This window comes from Acrocarpospora sp. B8E8 (assembly GCF_039871605.1).
Lineage (GTDB): Bacteria > Actinomycetota > Actinomycetes > Streptosporangiales > Streptosporangiaceae > Acrocarpospora > Acrocarpospora macrocephala.
In genome coordinates, this window is the sequence record NZ_JBDPLV010000005.1 from 84,643 (window position 1) to 98,122 (window position 13,480).

The window sequence follows — 13,480 nt, forward strand, 5'->3', positions numbered from 1 at the left end:
ACATGCGCGCCCGGGGGATCAACTACGACACCGGTTTCCTCCCCGGTGACAGCTTCAGCCGCAGGCATTTCGACCCGCGATCCGTACAACACGACATCGACGTCATCGCCGGCGAACTCCACTGCGACGCCATCCGCATCTCCGGCAGAGAACCCGACCGGCTGACCCTCACCGCCGAACTCGCGGCCGCCGCCGGCCTCGAAATCTGGTTCGCCCCCTTCCCTGTGGATCTCCCGCCCGACGAGATGTTGTCCCTCTTCGCGGACTGCGCCCAACGCGCCGAGTCCATCCGCGGGTCCGGCGCCCGGATCTCTCTCGTCACCGGCTGCGAGATCAGCGCTTTCGGCAGCGGCTTCATCCCCGGCGCCACCTTCCAGGACCGCATGCAGACCATGGCGACCGCCGACCTCAGCTGGTGGCAGTCCCTCGGCCCGGTCCTGGAAACCCTCAACAATTTCCTGGCCCAGGCGGCCACCACCTCCCGCGCGCACTTCAACGGCCCGATCACCTACGCCTCGGGTCCCTGGGAATTCATCGACTGGACCCCCTTCGACATCGTCGGCGTAGACGCCTACCGGGCCGGCTACAACGCCGAGACCTTCCCATCCGAGATACGAGCCCACCACGAACACGGAAAACCGGTAGCCGTTCTGGAATTCGGCACCTGCGCCTACCAGGGTGCCTCCGAGCTGGGTGGCATGGCCTGGCAACCGCCCGCGAACGCCGTACCCGACGAGTCCGAGCAGACGACCTACTACACCGAACTGATGGCCATCTTCGAACAAGAATCCATAGACACCGCTCTGTGGTTCACCTTCGCCGCCTTCAACCTCACCAACGAAGCCGACATCGCCTCCTACGGCGTGGTCAAAATGCTCGACGAAACAAAATGGCGTCCCAAAGCCCTATTCCACACGATGGCCGCCTACAACCGGTCACGAAAAGGTTAGTTACACCCTTTGAACGGTGAGCGGTCGAGCCGATGAGGGTAGGGCACGCAGCCCGACTCCCCTCTGAAGTGCGGTGGTGGGAAGCCCGCTCAACACTGTCCTGCCGGGGCATCACCGGGCGACCGGACCTGCTGCTCGTAAGCCGGCCGTTCTCAGGTACGCATGGGCACGCTGCAAGATCTACGATGACGCTGCATCTGATCTACTCCACCCACCACCAGCCGTTGCCGAGGTCCCGGACGGGTCTGCCGAAGTCATCGGTAGCGATCTTGATGATCATCTCGGAGGTCGGCGGGTGCCGTAGATAGGCGATCCCTCTGCCGCTCTCCGCCCGCCAGGGTTCTACGAACACCGGAAGGTAGAGACCTCCTCCTTGTTGTCGTACCTGGCCGTCTAGCGAGAAGTACTTCATCCACCATGGCACCGTGAGCGGTCGGTTGAGCTCGTTCTCCGCCACAAGAGCGGCGAACTCATCCCGGTGGAACCGGAACTGACTGTCGATGTAGAGGGTCTGCCAGTCAATCCTGAAGATGACCACCCCAGGTGAGACACGACCAGATCTCCCGACGCACCTACACATCATTCGCACGACTTCTCCACACCACGATCCGCGCCTCGGGATCACCGGCGAGCAACGGCGCGCAGCCGGGGGCGGTGCTCAAGAAGGCGAAGCTCGGCGGATTTCACTCCCATGATCTTCATCGAGATGCCCGTCCCGGTGCCCGGTCCCGGACAGATCCAGGTGCGCATCGCCGCCGCGTTCATCAACGCGGTCGACATCAACGCGCCCGGCGGCGCGTTCGGCGACCTCGTCACGCTGGAATTCCCGCACGTCCTGGGCCAGGATTTCGCCGGTACGGTCACCCAGGTCGGCCCGGGAGCCACCGGCTACCGGCCGGGTGATGATGTCTTCGGGTTCGCGCTGCCGCGGGCGCTGCGTCCGCTGACCGGGTCGCGGCCGTCGCTGAGCTCCGGCACAGGTTGGGAGCGGCACCCTACCTGAAGATCGCCGTCTCGAACGGGACAAGGTTCGGCACAAATAGGGGCTACAGCAAGATGTGCGTGACGACTGGCAGTCGGGATGGGGGCGACCGGCTCTGCGCTGTTGGTGCGTAGCAGGCATGGCTTGTGCATTTGGTCGTCCTGGGGGAACAAGACGGAGGCCATGAGCAGATGCGTAGCTGATTGCATGAGCGGGTAGAGTCGGATTATCGGAGAATCCGAATGTGTGATGGAGGTGGATTGTGGCGACGCTCGCAGGCAAGGTACCGCAGGAGCCGCGGTTGAGGGCTCGCGCAAAGGTTCGCGCGAAGTCGCAGCTCACCCTGCCAGAGGAGGTTCGCCAGGCACTGCATATCGGTGAGGGTGATGAGGTGGAGTTCGCGGTCCTGGACGATGGCACCATCACTGTGCGGGGTTACATCTCCATTCCTACTGATCAGGCATGGTTCTTCGCTCCGGAGTGGCTGGCCGGAGAGCGGGAGGCGGACGAGGACATCAGGCTTGAGCGAGGGACCAAGCACGAGTCCGCGGAGGACATGTTCGCTCACCTGGACAAGCTGGGGGCGGCGGACGACTGATGCCGACCTTCGAGACCACGCCGCGATTCGAGCGAGACTGGAAGAAGCTTTCCGAGCCGCGACAGGCTCTGTTCCGCAAAGTCGTGATGGAGGCGTTCGTTCCTGATCTGGCCGCTCCAGAACGCCCCTTCCGTCCAGGGCTGCGGGTGAAGGGCGTCACCGCTCATCCTGGCGTCTTTGAGATGACTTGGGACGGTGACGGTCGGGCCACTTTCAGCTACGGAGAGGAACAGATCCCTGGTGAACCTCACGTGGTGTGGCGGCGAATCGGAACTCATTCGATATTTACGCCCCCACCCGGCCCATAGGGTTGTCGCTTATGCGCAGACTCGTTTCCGTGCTCAGGAACTGTCCCTTGGCCCAGGCTTGTTACAGCAAGTGATGCGAGCGGTCGCACTGACCATCCCTATCAGCACCACGATCAACCGGCAGACGACCTGGGTCTTTTCGTACGCGGAGCGGGCGACGGAATCGAACCCACGCTGTCAGCTTGGGAATCATCTACTGACCTTGCTGCTCTGAGCTGGGGAAACGGGGTGCAGGTCTAGGGCGGGTCGAGTGGCCGTGAGTCCTCGTGAGTGACCGCGCTTCTCCGCCTGTTCTGGCACGCATCTGGTACGACGCCGATCTGTCCCTATCGGTGCTGTGGTGTGCGCATCGGGGCTTGATCTCCTGGCGCTGTCATCTGACATCATCGCCAGATGTTCGACTTCGGGGTCGCTGGCTCTAGGCCGATGTGGCTGAGGGGGTGTTCGGTTGTCACTGCCGCTCATGGTCGGAGACTGGCCATGCTGGAAGGCCGGAGGCTGACCCGTGCTCCGTTGGTCTGGGTCTTGATGAGGATGTCTGGTTCGCCGATGGGTTGGTCCTGTTGGACTTCGAGGGTGAGCACGTCGAGATCGTTCACCAGAGGTTCGAGGAAGTCTCGATCACGTGGGACATCGTTGATCCGACTCGGCCCGTGGATTGGGCCGGAGAGGGATTTCGGCTGGTGTGGTGAGAGGGTGTGCCGGGCGGCGAGTTGGCCGCGTTGGAGGGGCAGCGGTTGCAAGCCGTAGAGCTTTTCGAATGGGCAGGTTTGGGGATGGTGGCTGTCGGCTTCGTCTCCCCCGGAGGGCCGGGTGGCGATCTGCAACGCCCCTTGACGAGAACGGCATGGCGTTTGGGCTTCTAGATTGCCGATGCGTACGCCACAGGCTCGGTGTGTAGCCATCGATCGTATGGGACAGTCGGGGGCACTGTTATCTACACGGTTTCGAAGCGGGAGTTATGGCGGCGGAGTTTCAGCTCGGCGATTACATCCTGGTGCAGGACGGTAGGACCCTTGAAATCTTTCACCGGGGTCTGTCCGAGAGTAGCCGCTACCATGTGGCGTTTCTTGGGGTGGATGTCCAGCCGCACGGCGATGGGTTCAAGGTTCGGCTTGGCGCCAGGCGGGGCGACGACCAGGTCATAGGCGGGGTGAGGCTGAGGATGAACCAGGAGGAGTTCGCACGGTTTGGTGATTTCATCGCCTTGGCTATCGCGGCACGCGACGGGGTGAGCTCTCGGAACGAGTCCGCCTCGCTCTGAAGGTCGAGTTCGTGCACCGGCACCGTTTAGGTGCCCGGGTCGAGGCTCGCTTGAAGATCGCGACCTGGATCGCCGACTTCTACAACACACGCAGGCGGCACAGCGCCAATGACGGGCTGCCACCCCATCGCACTCGAGCGTCAGCTGATCGAGCAGAGGCAATCGTCATCGACCCTGTTCAGGGCCGATGGCATAAGAGCGTCTCCACGGTTTGAGGGGATTGACGGGGAGCGTGCTGAAGTGAAATGGCGGTCTAAGTTCGTGCCGGAACACAAGGAGGAGAACACCATGGGCACGATCCACATCGACCTGTTCGCGACGCTCGACCTGGTTGGCCAGGCGCCGGGTGATCCAGAGGAGGATCCCGACGGCTTTCCATTCGGGGGATGGCAGGCACCCTTGTTCGACGAGACAGTCGGCCAGCACGTCACAGCTGGCATGCAGGGCATGGACGCCCTGCTCCTGGGCCACAAGACCTACGACATCTTCGCCGCGTTCTGGCCGAACCAGGTCGACGGCGTCGACGGCGGGATCGCCACGCTGTTCAACAGCATCCCGAAGTACGTCGCCTCGCGAGGCAACCCGGATCTGGGCTGGGCAGGCTCGACGCAACTGGGGCCCGACCTGGTGAGCGCCGTGCACGAGCTACGTGACAAGCATGAGCACATACACGTGATCGGAAGCCTGAACCTGGTGCAGACCCTCCTGCACGAGCGCCTCTTCGACCGGCTCGACCTGTGGATCTTCCCCATCGTGCTCGGCGTCGGCAAGAAGGTGTTCGACGGCGGTGCGGTGCCTGCCAACCTGATGCTCCTCGAGCCGTCCATCACCTCGCCCAAAGGCGCCGTGCTCCTGCGCTACGGCCTCGGTGCGGGGACCCCAGGCGCCGGGGACATGCGGCGCGAAGACCGCGGCGTCGGTTCGAACTGACGTGGCAGACGGGACGATCAGATCCCCACAGCCATCTACGGCTCTCGCGTCGGAACGTCGATCATCCCGGAGCCGAGGCTCCCGCCGGAGGCGTGAAAGGTTCTAATGTTCTTCTTCGCGCGCCCAAGGGAAGGGGGGAAGTGTCCCGGGGATGCCGACCCAAGGGTCTGGATATGTGTTCTTGCAGACGGCACAGCGAGCCGGGGCAATGCCAGTGCCTCCCACGACTGAGCCATGTTCACTTGGTAGCACGGGATCTACGTATCCGTTGATTTCGACTTCCAGCGCGGGCCACGGCGGGTTACAGGTGCACCCGTCCAGCTGTCGACGCTTCCACATTCGGGCCCACTTCACGCCGCACTCCGATCATGCTCAGGTTCGGTCATGGTAGTGGCGGCGTGCCGCTGGAGTCGGTGGCGTTGTTTGGGTACGGCGGGCATGCGGTGCGGGTACGCCCCGGGCCGCCGCCGGCCGGCGGATGTCGAACACGGCCGCGAGTGCCGGTCGACTGGACGCGTGAGCGTGTCTGCTGGAACTGGTCGGCTCCTATCCTGATCGAATGAACCTGGAATTCGGCGGTGAGATGTGGTTCTGGAAAGGCCCGGCGCCGTGGCACTTCATCACCGTTCCGGAAGAGGAGTGCGGTGAGCTGGAAGCGGCTTCCAGGCTCGTGACGTACGGCTGGGGCATGATTCCGGTGACGGCGCAGATCGGGGGAACCGGGTGGAAGACGTCGCTGTTCCCGAAAGATGGGCGGTACATCGTGCCGGTGAAGGCGTGGGTGCGGAAGGCCGAAGGGCTTGAGGTAGGCGACATGGTGACGGTCCGCCTGGCCGTCGATGTCTGACCAGCCCCCGCACGCTGGGACTCACTACCGCTCGTGGCCAACGCTGAGGAAATCACCCACGTGGTTTGCTGCCGCGACGTCTCTTGGAGGGTAGCGTCCGGATGCTCGTCACATCGGGGCGTCGGCCGTCGCCGGGCGGCGGCGCCGTACGAGGCGGCGGACGAGGGTGGGCGCGGCCGCGCCGAGGACGGCGAGCAGCACCACCGCGCTGAGCAGGCCGAGGATCCGCCACTGGATCCGCGCCTCGCCGGGGAGCGCTGGGACGGGGTACTCGATGTACTTCGCGGCGGTCGCGGCGACGGCGCGGCCGTCGGTACGGGCGATGTCTCGCAATACCGGGTCGAATCCGGAGTCACCGGGGTACGCGGCTGCCTGCGGCAGGAATACCGCCGCCCCGTCGACGGCGAGGGTGGTCCGTTCGACGCCCGGCACGACGAGGCGGTCAAGGCCCGCGACCTGATCGATGGGGGTTGCGAGCAGCCGCATGCCGTGCGCGGTGGTGACGACCGGATGCTCGGCGACCGGGATGATGTGCGCGGTGAACGCGGTACCGCCGTAGAGGTCGGCTGCGGCGGCGACGTCGATCTCGTCCACCCCGTCGGTGAGGCCGAGACCATAGGTCGGCTGGAACCACGGCAGTGTCGCGTTCAGCGCGTACGGATAGTCGGCCAGGGAAACGCGCTGCGCGGGGATTTCCGGGGCGGTGGTGGTTGACGGGTCCCATCCGGGGTAGTCGACCCGGGCGCCGATCCGCGCTGCTTCGTCCGCGCCGGCGAACCGTTGCACCAACTGCAGTGCGCCGATGATCCCGGAGCTGACACCCGCGGTGGTCACCACGTCGCCGTCCTGCACCCACCGTGTCCCGGCGATCCAGGCGGGGAGGACGAGCACGTGGACCCGAGTGGCTGGCATGCCATCAGCCTAGGAATCGGCATCGTCTGCACGCGAGAGCGGATCGGGCAGGAAACCGGACGGATCCGGTAGCCGATGGCCGACCGGCGCCACTGCCCCGGGACAAGATCGACCTTGCCGAACAACGCCTGGGTTTCGCCTTTGCTGGCGTTGATCTACGGCGAGCTGGCGAATGGCGGGTTCGGTCCTGACTATCAGCTTCTCAGTCTCATCAATGGACCGACCTCCGAGCAGGCGGTCGACCGCTACACGGATCTGGCACGCGGTCGATCGCCCTGACTGGGAGCGGTCACGCTCACCACAACCAGGAGGTCGGTCGTTCGCAACCCGACTGGGACACCAGGTCACGCCGCTGTTCGGTATCCGCGCGTGCGCTGACATGAATAGGGTCGCAGCCATGAGTTTGGAAGGTCACTCGATCGTCGGTGATGTCTGCGCGGAATGTGGTGAGCCGCGGGATCGGCATGATCGGCATGTCCGATTCCGCCTCCCGGATCCCGTGCTGGGACTCGATGAGGCTGAGCGGGAGGCCCTCACATGGAGCACCGACAACATGATGCAGGTACAGGGCTATGGCGCGTTCATCCGCTGCCTCCTGCCGGTGTCGTTGACGGGAGGCTACAGCGTGACCTTCGCTGTGTGGTTGGGCGTGCATCCGGATGTGTTGCAGAAGGCGTACGCGATTTGGTGGGAACCGGAGTACGCGACGTTGAAGCTGTCCGGGGTGCTGGCCAATGCGATTCCTCCGTGGAGGGATCAAGTCATGGCGGCCCCAGCAGCGGCGGTCGTTCGGAACCGCGAGGAACTGCCGTACATCACGCGTAGCCGGCATTCAGTCCTGTCGGATGTCCTTCGCCGGGAGTGGCCGCATGCCGATGTCCTGTCCAGGGTGCCGTAGAGATCTCCACCCAAGAGACCCTCTGATCGTCAAGCATGCGTGTGGTCAGTCGATCGCCGTGAGGTCGACGATCACCTTGCGGTAGGTCAGCGTGGTCGCGAGGTGGTCGAGCGAGGGGGAGTCATCGGGGTGCAGATCGGTGGTCACCCCCGTGGCCAGGTCCGCCAGCAGGTGAAAACGGCTCGATTTGGGTGATGAGAACAGCAGGAAGCGGTCCAGAGCGGGCGCGTTGTGCTGCCAATTCGGCATGGTGCGCATCGAGGTGCCGTCCCGGCGCCCGACCCGATCGCGGCTGACGCACCAGGTGATCGAGCAGGAGGTAGGCGCCCGCCAGGCCGGCGCGGTGCGCCGTTCGCCGGTCAGCGCGTTGACGATCTCGGCGTGCACGACCTTCGGGGGGTCCTCGAGGCGGAACCCGGGCCGGCCCGAGCCACGGCCAGCGCACCATCGTGCAGACCCTTCGTGTCCTCGATCGGCCTCGGCGTGCCGCCGGTGAGCGGCACCTCGCACGCGCCGCCGGCGCCCGACCGGGTCTACCCAACGAGGTCGGGACGGTACTGCGGGCGATCCACGTCCATGCGGTCGACGTACCGTGTCAAGCCGGTGGTGCCAGGCGTTTTCACGCCCGCTCTGGGGGCACGTCATCCGCCCGCGGCGTCCTCGGCCTCCCAGCGTAGCAGGTCGCCCGGCTGGCACTTGAGTACCTCGCAGAGCGCGGCGAGCGTCGCGAAGCGCACCGCCTTGGCGCGGCCATTCTTGAGTACCGCCAGGTTGGCGGGCGTGATCCCTACGCGGTCCGCGAGTTCGCCCACGGACATCTTCCGCCTGGCCAGCATCACGTCGATGTCGACGGCGATCGGCATCAGATCACCTCGTCCAACTCGGCCTGCATCTGCGCCGCTTCGACGTCGCGCGCGACGGCCTGGGCGAGCAGCATCCGCAGCACGAGCACGATGAGCGCGACCCCCAGGATGGCCAGGCCGACCCCGCCCATGATGACGGTGACGCCCGGGTCGTCCCGCTGGTCCGGCGCATTGAGGGCCGTGACCGCGAACCACAGGAGGGCAGCCGCCACGATCGCGCCGATCACGGCGTCCACGTACCGGAAGGCGGCGTGGGAGAACACGGTTCCGCGTCGCACCATCGTCACCAGCCGCCATACGCTGACCAGGGCGACCTGGCCCGCCACCATGCCCAGGATCGCGATCACGCGCAGCGGGGTCAGCGGGAGCGACCCGTCCTCCGGGTCGCCCCCGCTGACCAACACCCACACCATCAATGCCTGTACGAACACGGTGCCGGCGAGCAGCACCACGAGAACGGCGCGAAGCGCACGCACTGTCAGCTTTCCCATGCCCCATCCTTCTATCGAGTTGCGATGAGAATCTATCGAGTATCGATAGGCGAAGCAAGGGCTGGGGCGGAGGGTTGGCGGCGGTTTCGCACCGTGGCGGAACGCCGTCGCCCCCTCCCATGGCATTCGCGCGAACCGTCTTGATCTGTCAGCTGGTCAAGGTGGCGCGGCAAACGAGGATGCGCCCGTCCATGGTGCCGATGACGACGGTGCCGGGCGGGTGCGTGCCGAGTGACAGCGGGACGACGGGATGACCGTTGACCATGAGCCGCTAGTGGCCGAGGACGTGCCCGTCAGTGGCGCGAAGCGCGAGGAGTTCGCGCGAGTTGAGGGTGATATAGCGATGCCACCGAGGGCGTCCACCGCAGTGACCTGGTGGTCGGCGGAGTGCGTCCATCGGGTGTGACCGTCGGGGTAGGACCGGCGTACCACGTGGACGTTGCCGGGCAGCGGGCCCATCCATGGTGGAGGCGGCCAGCGTGGATCACCGCATCCCCTTCGGTGTCGCTGACGAACACCCCGGGGCCATCCATGATGCGCCCCCCACGGGCGGCATTCCACTCCAGCGGAAACAAGCGCTCGATGACGCGTCGCGCCGGGTCCCACGCCACCACCCATTTGTCCTCGTATGGCTCCTTGCCCATGCCTTTTGAGGAAGAGCAGAGCGGGGCTCGGCGGATGTCGAAGAAATGGTTGAACAGGTCGTAGCCCCCCAGATCGACCTCGGCGGCCGGAACCGCTCCGAGTATCGGATCATCGAGCCGCTTCTATCACGCGATCATGCGTCCCCACTGGGCGCAGTTGGAACGGGTACGGCATGGGCGAAGCTGCTTTCGTCCTGTCGGCCATCGGTTGCCGAGCCGCAAGCTGGACGGGTACGTCGGCATCCAGAACCACAGCGGCGCCGACCAGGTCGCGTTCCGCAATATCCGGATCAAGGAGCTCGGCACGCAGCCCTACGGCAGCTGAGCACCAAGGCCGGCCGGGAGCCATCGCGGCTCCCGGGCGGCCGGACCACGAGCACGGCGATGATCGTCAGTTGGCCCGGTGCCGCCGGTTGTAGCGGGCGACGCGAGCCCTGTTGCCGCAACGGGAGGCCGAGCAGGGCGTCGGTCGCTCGATCCGCTCGGCGCGGGTCAGCTGACCTTCACAAAACCTGGAGAAGGCCGTAGGCCCTGGCCGTCCTGGGCTCGGAGAAACTCTGGACGCGCTTGAGTTTCTTGCTCAGCACGACGATCGTGTTGTGGCTTGTCCCCTTGACCCGGACCGCGAGGCGTCCGTCGCGCAGGTAGATCGCGCCGATCAGGGTACCGCTGACGGGGATGGCCACCTTCGCGCCGGTGGCCGTGTTCACGATCGTGGGGCGGTACCAGCTCGGCCAGCCGCCATCGCCGCCGGGGTCGGAGGGCTTGATGGTCCGGACGATCACCTTCCGGCCGTCCGGGGAGAGGCTCTGCACGTGGTTGGCCAGCTTGATCCCGGGCAACTTGCGAGATTTGCGGGTCTTCAGGTCCAGCAGGTAGACCCCCTCGGTGTTGCCTGCGTACCCGGCCAGGTAGCGGCCGTTGCCGGACCAGGCCAGGTGACAGACGCCGAGGCTTCGCCCGGCATTCTTCTTGCCGGTTCCGTCGGCGTTCACGATCGTGATGGCGTCGCCGGGCGACAGGTACGCGACACGCCTGGAGTCCGAGGACCAGACGGGTGTGCCGCACGGGCCTCCGGCGGCGGCGCCGGAGGCGATGACCTTGTCCTTGCCGCCGGAGATGGGGACGACGTGGACCTTTCCGTCGGGGTCGATGTAGGCCACCTTATTTCCGTCCGGAGAGGCGGAGAACTGGCCCATTTCGTCGACCTTGGTCTTCTTCAAGCCCTGACCTGGCCGGTAGCGGTAGACCTCGACCGTGTCGGAGAAGGTGTAGAACACCGCCCCCTTGACGGTGGCCGCCTGGGTGGCCGCCTGAGCCGCGCTGACGGGAACAGTGAGCGTGGCCACCAGCGCGGTCACGGTCAGCACCCCGAGTCTCACCCCGCCGGTCTTCGTGGATTTCTTGACGGACAGCACAATCGTCACCCTGTAACAGCATGAAAAATTAACAACGTCCTATTAGATGCAGGGACGAAAGGAATTGTTCTTCTGGCCGGGCGACGGTGTCCGCGGGGGGCGGCGCGGAAGGATTCGACCTGGGCGTGCTGCTCGGCGGCTCAACTGCGCAGCTGCGCGTTGAGCCGTGCGGCCTGTCGCGTGAGGTGGTCGCGTTCGGGGAGGTTGGGCGCTGAGAGATCAGGGCGGACAACACGGAGGCAGATGCGCAAAAGCGCTGGCCAATATATCGGCTCCCGATATATGGTCCCCGCATGGCCAAGATGACAGAGGCGACGTACTTCATCCTCGCCGCACTCCTAGAGGCCCCTCTCCACGGCTACGGGATCATCAAACGTGCAGGTGAGCAATCGGCTGGGCGGGTGAAACTCGCCGTCGGCACCCTGTACGGCGCGCTCGACCGACTCGCGGAGGCGGGCCTGGTGGTGGTCGACCGTGAAGAGGTCGTCGACGGCCGGCCGAGGCGCTACTACAGGATCACCGACGTCGGCGTTACTGCCGTCCGCGAGGAGGCCGTACGGCTTCAGCAGGCCGCCAGGGTCGTCACGGGCCAGATCGCGGTGATGGGCGCATGAGCACCGGGGCCGCGCTCGAACGGCGCTACCGCAGTCTGCTCAGGGCCTACCCGAAGGTCTACCGCGACTGGCACGGTGAGGAACTCGTCACCACGCTGATGGCGGCGTCCGATCCGCAGACGCGCCGTCCCCCACTCAGGGAGGCGGTCGCTCTCATCGTCGGCGGGTTCGCCGCCCGCGCGCGGAACGCCAGGGCCACCGGGGCGCCCTGGTGGGCGGACGGGCTGCACCTGGGCGTGCTCGCAGTCGCGACGACCACGTTCGCCATGAAGATCGAGATGCTGCCGCATTTCATCCGGCCGATCTGGACCCTCGGCGCGATCGTGCTGATGGTGGCGATCATCCGCGGATGGGTACGGCTGGCGCTTCCCCTGGCACTGATCGCGGCGCTCGAGTCCAGCCGCTTCCTGGTCTTCCGAGGCGATGCGCTGAGGGTGGCCGACTTCGGTCCCGCCTATGTCGAGGTGTCGAGCATGATGCCCTTCTGGGTGATTGCCGCCGGCCTGGCCGTACTCGCGGTGAGGCCCGGGAAGGGCCTTCCTGCTCGATCATGGTTGTGGCTTCTTATTCCAGCGTTCTGCTGGGGGCTGCAGTTCGCCGTCGGCCTGGGCTACGTGGAGTATCTGCCGTGGCTGCTTTCCCGGGCGGGCGTCGAGGTGCTGGTGCTCGGGGCCGTGCTCTGGGCCACGGTCGCAATTCGGGATGCCAGGTGGGCGCTCGCGGCCGCCATCTATTTGATCCCCGGCCTGACGTACCTGGGTGCGAACCTCTCCATGCACGGCAGAAAGGGCTTCGCCTACTGGGGGCTGCTCACCCTGCTCGTGATCTCGTCATTCATCGTGGCCCAACGGACCAGAGAGAAGGTCTGATTCCCCGCGAATGTGAATTGACGCGACCTATTCAGAGAACTGTGCCACCCTATGCGGCCTGGGAACACTTGTGGATCAGTCCGCCTGCCCCGATTTCGTTACTCTCGAACCGTCGTCGGCGCAAGCGGCGGCGAAGTGGGGGAGCAGGCCGCCCCAGCCCGCCCGGTTGGCGTCACGCCACTGAGGTCCGCGGGTGCCGAGCCGTTCCCAGCCGCGGTGTTCGATCTCCACTCGGGTAGTGGCGTCGTCGTTATCGATGAAGGTGATTTCCACCTCGGTGGCGTCGGAACGATCACGGTTAAGGTGCCACAGGTAGCCGATTCGCTGTGGCGGCTCCCATACGGTGATCTCGCCCCAGTCGTGCTCGGCCCCGGCGCCGAGGCGCTCGAAGATTCGGCCGCCCACCCGGGGTTCGAGGATGACGTCGACCTCTGGCCGGCCGCTCACGGTGTGGTCGCGTGGCCACCACAGCGAGATCTTCGACGTCCACACCTCGAAGGCGTGCACGGGCGGGCAGTTGACCTGAAAGGACATGCGCAGCGGTTCGATCACGGCTGTTCCCCGAGCTGTTCGATGTTCTCCGCGGCCAGCCGGAACCGGGCAGCGGCCGTACCCCACACCTGGGCCAGATAACGGTGGACGGCCTCTACACCCTCATCGTGCAGCCGGTAGATGCGGCGCGTGCCCTGGGCCTGCTCAACCACGAGGCCGGCGTCCTTGAGCAGGCGAAGATGGCGGGAGACCGCGGGCCGGCTGATCGGCAGGGCATCGGCGATCTCGCGGACCGAACGGCCGTCACCGCCGCCGGAGCCGAGCATTTCCACAATGGCACGGCGATTCGGATCGCCTAACGCATCGAACGGGTCGCCGACCGGACTTAGCGATGCCACAA

20 protein-coding genes are annotated in these 13,480 nt (G+C 65.7%); 11 read left to right on the forward strand and 9 right to left on the reverse strand.

Annotation, left to right across the window (positions count from 1 at the left end; all coding sequences use genetic code 11):
- The first annotated feature begins 2 nt into the window (after positions 1-2).
- The gene (locus tag ABGB08_RS06650; RefSeq protein WP_347587383.1) at positions 3-950 is read left to right on the forward strand and encodes a hypothetical protein; all 948 of its coding nucleotides are present in this window, start codon (positions 3-5) and stop codon (positions 948-950) included.
- Between the two features lie 202 nt (positions 951-1,152).
- Here the strand turns inward: ABGB08_RS06650 and ABGB08_RS06655 are convergent, their stop codons facing one another.
- Positions 1,153-1,488: a hypothetical protein gene (locus ABGB08_RS06655; RefSeq protein ID WP_347587385.1), complete on the reverse strand. Its 336-nt coding sequence runs from the start codon at positions 1,486-1,488 to the stop codon at positions 1,153-1,155.
- A 153-nt stretch (positions 1,489-1,641) separates the two neighbouring features.
- Here ABGB08_RS06655 and ABGB08_RS06660 point away from each other — a divergent pair, with 153 nt between their 5' ends.
- The gene (locus ABGB08_RS06660; protein ID WP_347587387.1) at positions 1,642-1,953 is read left to right on the forward strand and encodes an alcohol dehydrogenase catalytic domain-containing protein; all 312 of its coding nucleotides are present in this window, start codon (positions 1,642-1,644) and stop codon (positions 1,951-1,953) included.
- A gap of 280 nt (positions 1,954-2,233) precedes the next feature.
- Entirely contained in the window at positions 2,234-2,530 is a 297-nt protein-coding gene (locus ABGB08_RS06665; protein WP_155355682.1) for an AbrB/MazE/SpoVT family DNA-binding domain-containing protein, read from the forward strand.
- Positions 2,531-3,299: 769 nt separating this feature from the next.
- Here the strand turns inward: ABGB08_RS06665 and ABGB08_RS06670 are convergent.
- The gene (locus tag ABGB08_RS06670) at positions 3,300-3,665 is read right to left on the reverse strand and encodes a hypothetical protein (RefSeq protein WP_347587390.1); all 366 of its coding nucleotides are present in this window, start codon (positions 3,663-3,665) and stop codon (positions 3,300-3,302) included.
- 134 nt (positions 3,666-3,799) lie between these two features.
- Here ABGB08_RS06670 and ABGB08_RS06675 point away from each other — a divergent pair, with 134 nt between their 5' ends.
- The 3 genes from ABGB08_RS06675 (at position 3,800) to ABGB08_RS06685 (ending at position 5,879) form a co-directional block, all read left to right on the forward strand.
- Positions 3,800-4,102: a hypothetical protein gene (locus tag ABGB08_RS06675; RefSeq protein WP_347587392.1), complete on the forward strand. Its 303-nt coding sequence runs from the start codon at positions 3,800-3,802 to the stop codon at positions 4,100-4,102.
- 240 nt (positions 4,103-4,342) lie between these two features.
- Complete coding sequence (locus ABGB08_RS06680) at positions 4,343-5,032, forward strand: dihydrofolate reductase family protein (RefSeq protein ID WP_347587394.1); 690 nt, start codon at positions 4,343-4,345, stop codon at positions 5,030-5,032.
- Between the two features lie 559 nt (positions 5,033-5,591).
- Positions 5,592-5,879, forward strand: coding sequence for a DUF1905 domain-containing protein (locus ABGB08_RS06685; protein WP_155355639.1), 288 nt, complete (start codon positions 5,592-5,594; stop codon positions 5,877-5,879).
- A gap of 108 nt (positions 5,880-5,987) precedes the next feature.
- On the opposite strand, the gene ABGB08_RS06690 is transcribed toward ABGB08_RS06685, so the two are convergent.
- A complete protein-coding gene (locus ABGB08_RS06690) occupies positions 5,988-6,791 on the reverse strand; it encodes a hypothetical protein (protein ID WP_347587397.1) in 804 nt (267 codons plus the stop codon).
- 75 nt (positions 6,792-6,866) lie between these two features.
- Between ABGB08_RS06690 and ABGB08_RS06695 the strand changes: the two genes are divergently transcribed.
- Positions 6,867-7,070, forward strand: a complete 204-nt coding sequence (locus ABGB08_RS06695; protein ID WP_347587399.1) for a hypothetical protein — start codon at positions 6,867-6,869, stop codon at positions 7,068-7,070.
- A 118-nt stretch (positions 7,071-7,188) separates the two neighbouring features.
- Complete coding sequence (locus ABGB08_RS06700; protein ID WP_347587401.1) at positions 7,189-7,689, forward strand: DUF2199 domain-containing protein; 501 nt, start codon at positions 7,189-7,191, stop codon at positions 7,687-7,689.
- Between the two features lie 45 nt (positions 7,690-7,734).
- Here the strand turns inward: ABGB08_RS06700 and ABGB08_RS06705 are convergent, their stop codons facing one another.
- The 3 genes from ABGB08_RS06705 to ABGB08_RS06715 form a co-directional block, all read right to left on the reverse strand.
- Positions 7,735-8,076, reverse strand: a complete 342-nt coding sequence (locus ABGB08_RS06705; protein WP_347587403.1) for a hypothetical protein — start codon at positions 8,074-8,076, stop codon at positions 7,735-7,737.
- 254 nt (positions 8,077-8,330) lie between these two features.
- Positions 8,331-8,552 carry a helix-turn-helix transcriptional regulator gene (locus tag ABGB08_RS06710; protein ID WP_010981499.1) on the reverse strand — a complete coding sequence of 74 codons (222 nt, stop codon included), beginning with the start codon at positions 8,550-8,552 and terminating at the stop codon, positions 8,331-8,333.
- Entirely contained in the window at positions 8,552-9,043 is a 492-nt protein-coding gene (locus tag ABGB08_RS06715) for a DUF2975 domain-containing protein (protein WP_347587406.1), read from the reverse strand. The genes ABGB08_RS06710 and ABGB08_RS06715 overlap by 1 nt, the downstream gene beginning before the upstream one ends.
- Positions 9,044-9,823: 780 nt before the next feature.
- On the opposite strand from ABGB08_RS06715, the gene ABGB08_RS06720 reads away from it, so the two are divergent.
- On the forward strand, positions 9,824-10,012 hold the full coding sequence (locus ABGB08_RS06720; protein WP_347587408.1) for a hypothetical protein: 189 nt from the start codon (positions 9,824-9,826) through the stop codon (positions 10,010-10,012).
- 178 nt (positions 10,013-10,190) lie between these two features.
- On the opposite strand, the gene ABGB08_RS06725 is transcribed toward ABGB08_RS06720, so the two are convergent.
- Positions 10,191-11,114: a hypothetical protein gene (locus tag ABGB08_RS06725; protein WP_347587410.1), complete on the reverse strand. Its 924-nt coding sequence runs from the start codon at positions 11,112-11,114 to the stop codon at positions 10,191-10,193.
- A 284-nt stretch (positions 11,115-11,398) separates the two neighbouring features.
- Between ABGB08_RS06725 and ABGB08_RS06730 the strand changes: the two genes are divergently transcribed.
- Both ABGB08_RS06730 and ABGB08_RS06735 read left to right on the forward strand, forming a co-directional pair.
- Positions 11,399-11,719: a PadR family transcriptional regulator gene (locus ABGB08_RS06730; RefSeq protein WP_347587412.1), complete on the forward strand. Its 321-nt coding sequence runs from the start codon at positions 11,399-11,401 to the stop codon at positions 11,717-11,719.
- Positions 11,716-12,588, forward strand: coding sequence for a hypothetical protein (locus tag ABGB08_RS06735; protein ID WP_347587414.1), 873 nt, complete (start codon positions 11,716-11,718; stop codon positions 12,586-12,588). The genes ABGB08_RS06730 and ABGB08_RS06735 overlap by 4 nt, the downstream gene beginning before the upstream one ends.
- Before the next feature lie 75 nt (positions 12,589-12,663).
- Here the strand turns inward: ABGB08_RS06735 and ABGB08_RS06740 are convergent, their stop codons facing one another.
- Positions 12,664-13,140 (reverse strand): SRPBCC family protein, encoded by a 477-nt coding sequence (locus ABGB08_RS06740; protein ID WP_347587416.1) that lies wholly within the window; start codon positions 13,138-13,140, stop codon positions 12,664-12,666.
- Positions 13,137-13,478: a metalloregulator ArsR/SmtB family transcription factor gene (locus ABGB08_RS06745; protein ID WP_347587418.1), complete on the reverse strand. Its 342-nt coding sequence runs from the start codon at positions 13,476-13,478 to the stop codon at positions 13,137-13,139. The genes ABGB08_RS06740 and ABGB08_RS06745 overlap by 4 nt, the downstream gene beginning before the upstream one ends.
- Positions 13,479-13,480: the final 2 nt, after the last annotated feature.

What these genes read in the sequence shown, in the direction of transcription:
- ABGB08_RS06695 (WP_347587399.1), top strand. Translation starts at nt 6,867, where the DNA reads ATGGCCGACCGGCGCCACTGCCCCGGGACAAGATCGACCTTGCCGAAC.
- ABGB08_RS06690 (WP_347587397.1), bottom strand. Translation starts at nt 6,791, where the DNA reads ATGCCAGCCACTCGGGTCCACGTGCTCGTCCTCCCCGCCTGGATCGCC.
- ABGB08_RS06730 (WP_347587412.1), top strand. Translation starts at nt 11,399, where the DNA reads ATGGCCAAGATGACAGAGGCGACGTACTTCATCCTCGCCGCACTCCTA.
- ABGB08_RS06660 (WP_347587387.1), top strand. Translation starts at nt 1,642, where the DNA reads ATGATCTTCATCGAGATGCCCGTCCCGGTGCCCGGTCCCGGACAGATC.
- ABGB08_RS06675 (WP_347587392.1), top strand. Translation starts at nt 3,800, where the DNA reads ATGGCGGCGGAGTTTCAGCTCGGCGATTACATCCTGGTGCAGGACGGT.
- ABGB08_RS06685 (WP_155355639.1), top strand. Translation starts at nt 5,592, where the DNA reads ATGAACCTGGAATTCGGCGGTGAGATGTGGTTCTGGAAAGGCCCGGCG.
- ABGB08_RS06715 (WP_347587406.1), bottom strand. Translation starts at nt 9,043, where the DNA reads ATGGGAAAGCTGACAGTGCGTGCGCTTCGCGCCGTTCTCGTGGTGCTG.
- ABGB08_RS06650 (WP_347587383.1), top strand. Translation starts at nt 3, where the DNA reads ATGCGCGCCCGGGGGATCAACTACGACACCGGTTTCCTCCCCGGTGAC.
- ABGB08_RS06710 (WP_010981499.1), bottom strand. Translation starts at nt 8,552, where the DNA reads ATGCCGATCGCCGTCGACATCGACGTGATGCTGGCCAGGCGGAAGATG.
- ABGB08_RS06735 (WP_347587414.1), top strand. Translation starts at nt 11,716, where the DNA reads ATGAGCACCGGGGCCGCGCTCGAACGGCGCTACCGCAGTCTGCTCAGG.
- ABGB08_RS06720 (WP_347587408.1), top strand. Translation starts at nt 9,824, where the DNA reads ATGCGTCCCCACTGGGCGCAGTTGGAACGGGTACGGCATGGGCGAAGC.
- ABGB08_RS06700 (WP_347587401.1), top strand. Translation starts at nt 7,189, where the DNA reads ATGAGTTTGGAAGGTCACTCGATCGTCGGTGATGTCTGCGCGGAATGT.